The following is a 7,892-nucleotide window of genomic DNA, read 5'->3' as shown; positions in this document are numbered from 1 at the left end:
GGATTTTGGGCTATGGGGTAACAATGATCTGGATGCAACACGAACTGGCGCCCTTTGGCACGGGGGCAGCCACCCTGGTCTGGGGACTCTTTGGCGTCGGACTGCTGATCTATGGGTTGCGACGGGACACCTCAGCGGTGCGCACTGTGGCTTTAATCACACTGATCATTACTTTGGTGCGACTTTTCTTCGTTGATCTCATTAATCTTGCGGCGGTGTGGCGAGTACTGCTATTTATGGGGTTTGGTTTGATTTTTTTGCTGCTGAGCTATTTTTTCCGCGCCTTGTGGCGGCGATCGCCCGTGGAATCCTCTAGGATCAGTGAAGAAACCCCAACAAACGAGTCCGAAGAAAACCCATGACCCGCATTGCTGATCTGCGCCGTGATTACCGTCGTCAACGTCTCCTCGAAAGTGAGGCTGCTGAGGATGCGATCGAACAGTTTCGCCTCTGGTTTACGGATGCGGTCAACGCTGAATTACCGGAACCCAATGCAATGACGCTAGCGACGATGGGCCTTGATGGTATGCCCGCTGCGCGAGTGGTGTTGCTCAAAGAAGTGGACGATCGCGGGTTTGTCTTTTTCACAAACTATCGCAGTCGCAAAGGTCTAGAATTAGCTGCCCATCCCAAGGCTGCTCTTGTCTTTTGGTGGGCAGAGCTAGAACGCCAGGTGCGCATTGAAGGCACTGTTGAGCAAATTAGTGCAGCGGAATCCGATGCCTACTTCCAGAGTCGTCCCCTGGGTAGCCGTTGGGGGGCATGGGCATCCCAGCAGAGTGAGGTTTTAGAGTCCTACGCCGATCTGGAAGCCCGCCTTGCGGAAGTGGAAGCCCGCTACGGTGAAAATGTCCCCCGGCCAGAGCATTGGGGAGGCTATCGGGTTCTGCCGACCCTGATTGAATTTTGGCAAGGGCGACCCAATCGCCTCCACGATCGCCTGTGCTATCGGCGCCAAGGAGACCACTGGCAGCGGGTGCGCCTCTACCCCTAGGATAGGGATACCTTTAGAGACCGGCTGAGATGCCCATGATTCCCGGTGAACTGATCCCCGCAGAGGGAACCATTGAACTCAATGCTGGCCGGCCAACGGTGACTTTAACGGTGGCCAATACGGGCGATCGCCCAATTCAGGTGGGATCTCACTACCACTTTTACGAAGTCAATCCTGCCCTCCAATTTGATCGCCAACAGGCGCGAGGAATGCGCTTAGATATTCCCGCTGGCACCGCCATTCGTTTTGAGCCGGGGGATGAGCGGGTGGTGCAACTGGTAGCCTTTGGCGGCGGTCGCCAAATCTATGGTTTTCGGGGGGAAGTCAACGGTGCGCTCTAGTCGGGACTCCAAGCATCCTGTAGATTAAACAGTATGGATGACAATGATTTCCCCCTTCTCGACACTTCGGAAGATGCACTAGCGGCGCTGCCGAGTGAGGAGAGCGATCGCCCCGATCCGGAAGCCATGTTGCCTTTGCTGACCTCCGCCGATGTGACGGAGCGGATGTTGGCGGCTCGCGCCTTTTGCGAATTGCAGGATGAACGCGCCACACCCTATCTCATCAATCTCCTGCAAGAACCCTGTCCCCTTGTTCGTGTCAGTGCAGCCTATGCCCTTGGCCGCAACCCCAGTTTGGCAGCGGTGGATGCCCTCATTCAGCAATTGGAGCGGGACTGGAATGGATATGTCCGCAAAGGCATTGTTTGGGCCTTGGGTAACTGTGGCGTCCGCTTTCCCTTGCCAGAAATTTATCGGCGCACCCTTGATCCTTTGATTCGTGCCCTGCAAACGGATATTTCTGCCGTGCGTCTGTGGGCGGCTAGTTCCTTGGGTCAAGTCGCAGAAGCCAGTGAAGAGGCGGCGACGGTTGCCATTCCTGCCCTTGCCCTTGCCTTGGCTCAGGACGCGATCGCTGCTGTGCGTAGTAACTGTGCTTGGGCCTTAGGTCATGCCTGTCGCAAAATTCCCCTTGGGCCTCTTTACACCCAAGCTATTGATCAACTAATTATTGCCCTGCGGGACAGTGATATGGGTGTCCAAGAAGATGCCAAAGCAGCGCTGTTTAAGCTGGGGGATGCACGGGGACTGCAAGCGATCGCAGACCTGCAATTAGAAGCCTTTGGCTAGGGGATGCATCAGATGGCCGAACCACTGGTAGAGCTGCGCGGTGTCTGCAAAGCCTTTGGCAATAAGCGTGTCCTCAATGATGTGGATTTAGTCATCTATCCCCAAGATGCCCTTGTGATTCTCGGACCCTCTGGCACCGGCAAGTCAACGATTCTGCGGATTATTGCTGGGTTACTCGCTCCCGATAAAGGCGAAGTTTATGTGGCTGGTGAACGGCGTCAAGGGTTGCGCCAAGATGGGCTGTGTCGGTTGCGTATGAGCATGGTCTTTCAGCAATCTGCCCTCTTTGACTCCCTCACAGTTGCTGAGAATGTCGGTTTTTATTTGTACCAACACACCCGTTTACCCGAAGCCCGCATTCGCGAAATTGTCAGTGAAAAACTGGCGATGGTCGGCCTTTCTGGCATGGAAGACCTCTACCCAGCCCAGTTATCTGGGGGGATGCGCAAGCGAGTCAGCTTTGCCCGCGCCATTGTCAATAATCCGGAAGACCCCGATGATGATCCCTATCTCCTGCTTTACGATGAGCCAACGGCAGGGCTAGATCCCATTGCCTCAACAGTGATCGAGGATCTGATTCGCGAATTAAGGGAAAAGACGGGGCATGCCTACGTTGTCGTTACCCACCAAAACAGTACAATTGAGCGCACGGGCGATCGCCTGATTCTCCTCTACCAAGGTCGCATTTGTTGGCAGGGCACCCATGCCGAAGCCCGCACGACCGATAATCCCTACCTGCGGCAGTTTCTCAGCGGCGATGTCAATGGCCCCATTCGCATCATTGATCAAGTGGGTACCGCTGCTCTATAAGTAACGTATAAAAAGGAATCAATAATCGTGGCTTTACACATTGCATGGCTTGGCAAAAAATCTCCCCCTTGCGGCAATGTCACCTATAGTCGTGAGATTACCAATGGACTATTGGATCGCGGTTATCAGGTGAGCTTTCTGCATTTTGCCCAAGGGGATGAACAGGAAGCTGAGAACGAAGGGGAGATGCCAGATGTGACGCTCCCTTACCTCTATAAGTCGCAAGTTTATACTCTGCCCTCCCTGCGAGCCAACAAAGTTCTGGTTGAATCCCTCAAGAAACTCAAACCCGATATTGTTCACGCCTCATTGACTCTTTCCCCCCTCGATTTCTTTCTTCCCGACATCTGCGAAGAGTTAAACATTCCCCTAGTCGCCACGTTTCATCCTGCCTACAGCGAAAAGTATCGTACCCTAACAGCGGGCACCGCCTTGATGACTTACCAGCTCTATGCCCCCTTTTTGGCTCGCTATGACCGCGTGATTGTCTTTTCCCAATCGCAAAAGGAACTATTAATTCGTCTTGGGGTCGGTGCTGAGACGCTGCGAGTCATTCCCAATGGGGTGGATACACGCAAATATACACCGGGACCTTCTACGGCCAAAGAGGACTTTAAGGCGCGCTACCTCTATGTCTATCAAGGGCGGATGGCCATTGAGAAAAATGTTGAAGCACTCCTGCGCTCTTGGTGTGCAGCAGAAATGTCTCCGGATTGTAAGTTGCTGATGGTGGGGGGAGGGGCATTGATGCCCTCACTGATGGCCAATTACGGCCCCGAGCAAAATATTCTCTGGCTTGGCTCGATTGTCGATGATCAAAAGCGGCTACAAATTCTACGCGGCTGTGATGTTTTCATCCTGCCCTCCCAAATTGAGGGGTTATCCCTGTCGCTCCTAGAGGCAATGGCCTGTGGCTTGGCCTGCTTGGCCACCGATGTTGGTGCTGACGGTGAAGTGCTCACTGGGGCAGGCATTGTCTTGAATCCCCAGTATGTGAAAACCCAGTTGCAAACGCTCTTGCCTATTTTTTACCAGCATCCGGAAATGATTCGCCTGCTGGGGGACAAAGCCCGCAAACGAGTGCTTGAGCGCTATAGCCTGAGTCACAACTTGGATCGCTTAGAGGCTTGTTATCAAGAACTGATGACCTCCTATTCTTTGGTGCGACCCGCGGCCAAGGTGAAAAGCTAGAGTTCTCTAATCTGGCAAACGTTCAAAGCGAGCATTGAGACAACACCATGCCTGCCGTCGCCAGACACTGCCCAAGCTCCAGCCCTGTTGTTCCAGTTGTTCTGCCACTCGATCCGCCTGATCTAAAAGAATGCCACTAAAGATGCCCCAGCCCTTGGGTTTTACAATTGCTGGCAAGTGGGGCAGAATCTCGATAATCACTGATGCCAGAATGTTACAGACGACGCCATCGACGAGTTCGAGGACTTGCTCCCAACTCCCTTGGCGGACAATCAACTGGTCGGCTCTGATGCCATTGAGTTCAGCATTGCGGTGGGTGGCGGTGACCGCAAGATCCGAGGTATCCACGGCATAGGCTTTTTGTGCCCCTAGCAAGAGGCTGGCGATCGCCAGAATGCCGCTACCACAGCCAATATCAGCAATCACCGTGGGTGGCAGTGGCTCAAAGGTTTGATCCAATTGCATCTCTAGGGCCTCAAGGCAAAGCTGGGTGGTTTCGTGGGTGCCTGTGCCAAAGGCCATGCCGGGATCCAGTTTGATCACTAAGCGGGTGTTGTCCCGGGGGGGGATTTCCCAAGCGGGACAAATTAGCAGGCGATCGCCCACCGGTATTGGATGCCAGTAGGCCTGCCAACTATGGGCCCAATCCTGTTCATTCACCAACTGCCAGTGGAGTTTTGGCGAGAGATAGCCCTGCGCCACCACATCCTGCTCAATCCAAACTCCTAGGGCAGCAATGTCCAGTAAGGTCATCTGCTGCTGTGGCACATAGCCTTGGATCAACACCCGCCCCTGCTGTTGCTGGGTTGCCGTACCTTGGCAGCCAAAGGATTGAAGACGCCAATAGACCAGCTCTTCCGCCTCAGCTTGACAAGTGACAGTAATTTCCCACCAACGCTGTACCACGACCGTGCCTACAGATTCACGATATAGGCATCACGAATACCGGGGACCTTGAGGATTTCCTCCAAGAGGCCTTCGGGTAGGGGATCGTCCAAGCTAATCACCATCACCGCATTGCCGCGTACCATCTTGCGTCCCACCTGCATACTGGCAATGTTGACATTGAAGCTCCCCAACTGGGTGCCAATTTTACCAATAATGCCAGGCATATCGCGGTGCAGCGTCAGCAGCATATAACGGCTTGGTGCCACACTAATGGGAAAGTCATCAATACTGGTGATCCGCAATTCACTGTGAGCCAGCAACGCACCAGACACCGAGCGGGTTTCCGAGGGACTCTTGGCAATCAATGTCAGCGACCCCGCATAATCCCGCTGCGACTCATCGCGGGTTTCGACAACGCGAATTCCCCGTTCCTTGGCTTCTAACCCAGCATTCACATAGTTGACCCGCTCCCGCAGCGCTGGTGAGAGTAGCCCCTTCAAAGCGGCAATCACAATTGGTTGACTGTCATTGGTAGCCAGTTCCCCTTGCAAACGGACTTCCAGAGACTCGACCCGACCACCAGCCAATTGCCCCACAAGGTTACCGAGGGTTTCCGCCAACTGCATATAGGGGGCTAGTTTCTCAAGGACATCTGGGCGCAAACCAGGGATATTCACTGCCGATCGCGCCGGCAACCCTAGGAGCACATCGCGAATTTGTTCGGCAACATCAATGGCCACATTCACCTGTGCTTCTTCCGTGGAAGCCCCCAAGTGGGGAGTCAAGATGGCTTCCATTCCCAAAGCACGCAGTGGAGACTCCGCCTCAAGGGGTTCAGTTTCAAAGACATCGAGGGCAGCCCCCGCCAGCTTACCGGTTTTGAGCGCCTCTACAAGCGCTGCCTCATCAATAATGCCGCCCCGCGCACAGTTAATAATACGGGCTGTGGGCTTCATCTTGGCAATGGTTTGGGCGTTAATCAGATGCTGCGTTTCTGGGGTCTTCGGCAAGTGCAGCGTAATAAAGTCCGACTCCGCAAAAAGAACATCCAACTCCACAAGGCGGCAGCCCAGTTGTTCGGCTCGCTCCGTTGAAAGATAGGGGTCATAGGCAAGGAGTTTCATCCCCATTGCCCGCGCAACTGTGGCCACATGGGAGCCAATTTTGCCCAAGCCAATAATGCCAAGGGTTTTCTTGTAAATCTCTACACCCATAAAGCGCTTGCGATCCCATTGACCTGCTTTCACCGCAGCATTCGCATCGGGAATATGCCGAGCAAGGGAGAGCATCATCGCCAAGGTGTGCTCCGCAGCAGCAATGGTGTTGCCCTCTGGGGAGTTGACCACCATGATCCCTTTACGGGTGGCCGCAGGCACATCCACGTTATCTACGCCAACCCCAGCCCGGCCAATAATTTTCAGTTGACTAGCTGCCTCAATCACGTCCTTCGTGACCTTGGTTCCCGATCGAATCATCAGGGCATCGTATTCGGGAATGATTTTGATCAGTTCTTCCTCTGAGAGGCCAACTTTGACATCCACCTGTGCCACTTGGGCAAGCAAATCAAGCCCCACCTGTTCAATGGGATCGGAAACCAGAACTTTGGGCATACCTAAACACTATGTATAATGCGAGACTCATTATATTAGCACATCCTGCCTCCACTAGAATGGAAGCTTTTGCAGTCGGCACTAGGCTAACAATCCCCTTTGCAGGGTAAGGCTGTAATTCCCTGAACCCTAGAACGGAAACCCAAGCAAAAAACGGGACACCACAATTTGCCGTGCTTTTTTAGGCGTATCAGGGGGGAGCTGATCCGGGTGACACTCTTGGCGGAGGCGACGATAGGCTTCCTTCATCTCTGCTTTGGAAGCACCCGGCTGCCAGCCAAGAATGTCGTAGTAGATGGTTGCAAAGGGAAAATCTGAACATACTCTGTAGCCTCCTCTTGCAGTCAATCCAAGTAGTTTTTGCGAGGAGAAACAGTTGCCCTGAAAACAGTCACGACTTGGTAATCGCCTAAGTTAGCAATCCAGACTGGAGAGGGCTGACTTCCTTTTCCACAAAGGTTTTCGTTATAATCTCTTGAGGCTTGTCGATGAAGGACTTTCAAATCTTCACTATGAAGGATTGCTAGAGCAAAAGGCTTATCAAACTCTTCTTCGCCAGTGCACACAACAATGCGGCAATTAGCATCGATCGCCTCTGACCATCGATTTTCAGAGACTTCGCAAACTGTCAAGAGACGAGTAGGCTGCAAAGTTTGTCCAGCAAGCTCACCTAAAGCTTTGTAAAACTGCTGAAGTCGCTCTTGAAATTTTTGTTTGAATTTCTTGACCCTCTCGGGGAGTTCCCAAAAGGTATCCTCATTTTCAGAAATCAGATCCTCGCCACAACGGCGGTTGCTCACAATTTTTACGTGAGTAGCAGGGACGACGCGCCCCTTGACCAATACCGCCAAGGTGAAACGTCAGCCACAGTAAATTTTTTACCAACTCTGCTAAAGTGTCCTTTTCAGGATCAGGAACTTCTGCGGAATCATCCAACACAAGCGTCCCCTTTTCTTGACCGCAGGGATCATTTTTACCTTCCCGATTGGGGCGTGCTTCAGGTTGAGTGACTTCACCGTTAATAACCCGCACCCGCAGGTAGCCATGTTTCGGTTGTGGCTGAATTGCACCAAAAATCAGTCCCTCAAGGCGTTGGACTTCCGCTGTCTGCAACACTCCTCGGGCAAAGGCACGAAACCGGTATCGTAGCATTGACTTAAAGGCTGTGGCACGCACCTCGGCTTCGGGGTGTCCCCGCATCTGCCGTTGTTGATTTTTATTGCGGCTTTTCACCGTGTCTAGGGGCGAAATAATGCCCAATTTCGGCGG

Annotated in this window: 11 protein-coding genes; 6 read left to right on the top strand and 5 right to left on the bottom strand. The window is 53.1% G+C overall.

Going from position 1 to position 7,892, the window contains the following annotated elements:
* The 6 genes from IGQ15_RS03730 to IGQ15_RS03705 all read left to right on the top strand — a co-directional run.
* Nucleotides 1-362 (top strand): DUF2339 domain-containing protein (locus tag IGQ15_RS03730; RefSeq protein WP_297048763.1); only part of this gene is annotated, 362 nt, incomplete at its 5' end.
* Entirely contained in the window at nt 359-994 is a 636-nt protein-coding gene (pdxH, locus tag IGQ15_RS03725; protein ID WP_297048762.1) for a pyridoxamine 5'-phosphate oxidase, read from the top strand. The genes IGQ15_RS03730 and pdxH, both read left to right, overlap by 4 nt.
* A 35-nt stretch (nt 995-1,029) precedes the next feature.
* A complete protein-coding gene (locus tag IGQ15_RS03720) occupies nt 1,030-1,335 on the top strand; it encodes an urease subunit beta (RefSeq protein WP_297048764.1) in 306 nt (101 codons plus the stop codon).
* 33 nt (nt 1,336-1,368) lie between these two features.
* Nucleotides 1,369-2,124 (top strand): HEAT repeat domain-containing protein, encoded by a 756-nt coding sequence (locus tag IGQ15_RS03715; RefSeq protein ID WP_297048761.1) that lies wholly within the window; start codon nt 1,369-1,371, stop codon nt 2,122-2,124.
* Nucleotides 2,125-2,136: 12 nt separating this feature from the next.
* Nucleotides 2,137-2,934, top strand: coding sequence for an ABC transporter ATP-binding protein (locus IGQ15_RS03710; protein WP_297048760.1), 798 nt, complete (start codon nt 2,137-2,139; stop codon nt 2,932-2,934).
* Between the two features lie 27 nt (nt 2,935-2,961).
* Nucleotides 2,962-4,125, top strand: a complete 1,164-nt coding sequence (locus tag IGQ15_RS03705; protein WP_297048759.1) for a glycosyltransferase family 4 protein — start codon at nt 2,962-2,964, stop codon at nt 4,123-4,125.
* A 6-nt stretch (nt 4,126-4,131) separates the two neighbouring features.
* Here the strand turns inward: IGQ15_RS03705 and prmA are convergent, their stop codons facing one another.
* The 5 genes from prmA to IGQ15_RS03685 all read right to left on the bottom strand — a co-directional run.
* Nucleotides 4,132-5,031, bottom strand: coding sequence for a 50S ribosomal protein L11 methyltransferase (prmA, locus tag IGQ15_RS03700; RefSeq protein WP_297048758.1), 900 nt, complete (start codon nt 5,029-5,031; stop codon nt 4,132-4,134).
* Nucleotides 5,032-5,039: 8 nt separating this feature from the next.
* Nucleotides 5,040-6,623, bottom strand: coding sequence for a phosphoglycerate dehydrogenase (gene serA, locus IGQ15_RS03695; protein WP_297048757.1), 1,584 nt, complete (start codon nt 6,621-6,623; stop codon nt 5,040-5,042).
* A 129-nt stretch (nt 6,624-6,752) separates the two neighbouring features.
* Entirely contained in the window at nt 6,753-6,971 is a 219-nt protein-coding gene (locus IGQ15_RS11995) for a DnaJ domain-containing protein (protein ID WP_363315774.1), read from the bottom strand.
* Nucleotides 6,968-7,423: a hypothetical protein gene (locus IGQ15_RS03690; protein WP_297048756.1), complete on the bottom strand. Its 456-nt coding sequence runs from the start codon at nt 7,421-7,423 to the stop codon at nt 6,968-6,970. Before IGQ15_RS03690 ends, IGQ15_RS11995 begins: the two co-directional genes overlap by 4 nt.
* On the bottom strand, nt 7,386-7,892 hold a 507-nt coding region (locus IGQ15_RS03685), incomplete at its 5' end, for an RAMP superfamily CRISPR-associated protein (protein ID WP_363315773.1). The genes IGQ15_RS03690 and IGQ15_RS03685, both read right to left, overlap by 38 nt.

This window comes from Thermosynechococcus sp. M98_K2018_005, assembly GCF_015295825.1.
Classification (GTDB): domain Bacteria; phylum Cyanobacteriota; class Cyanobacteriia; order Thermosynechococcales; family Thermosynechococcaceae; genus Thermosynechococcus.
This window is presented reverse-complemented; position numbering and strand designations above follow the sequence as displayed.

Bases quoted from the DNA above. Each gene is read 5' to 3' on its own strand.
- serA (WP_297048757.1), bottom strand. From the start codon at position 6,623: ATGCCCAAAGTTCTGGTTTCCGATCCCATTGAACAGGTGGGGCTTGAT.
- IGQ15_RS03720 (WP_297048764.1), top strand. From the start codon at position 1,030: ATGATTCCCGGTGAACTGATCCCCGCAGAGGGAACCATTGAACTCAAT.
- IGQ15_RS03710 (WP_297048760.1), top strand. From the start codon at position 2,137: ATGGCCGAACCACTGGTAGAGCTGCGCGGTGTCTGCAAAGCCTTTGGC.
- IGQ15_RS03715 (WP_297048761.1), top strand. From the start codon at position 1,369: ATGGATGACAATGATTTCCCCCTTCTCGACACTTCGGAAGATGCACTA.
- pdxH (WP_297048762.1), top strand. From the start codon at position 359: ATGACCCGCATTGCTGATCTGCGCCGTGATTACCGTCGTCAACGTCTC.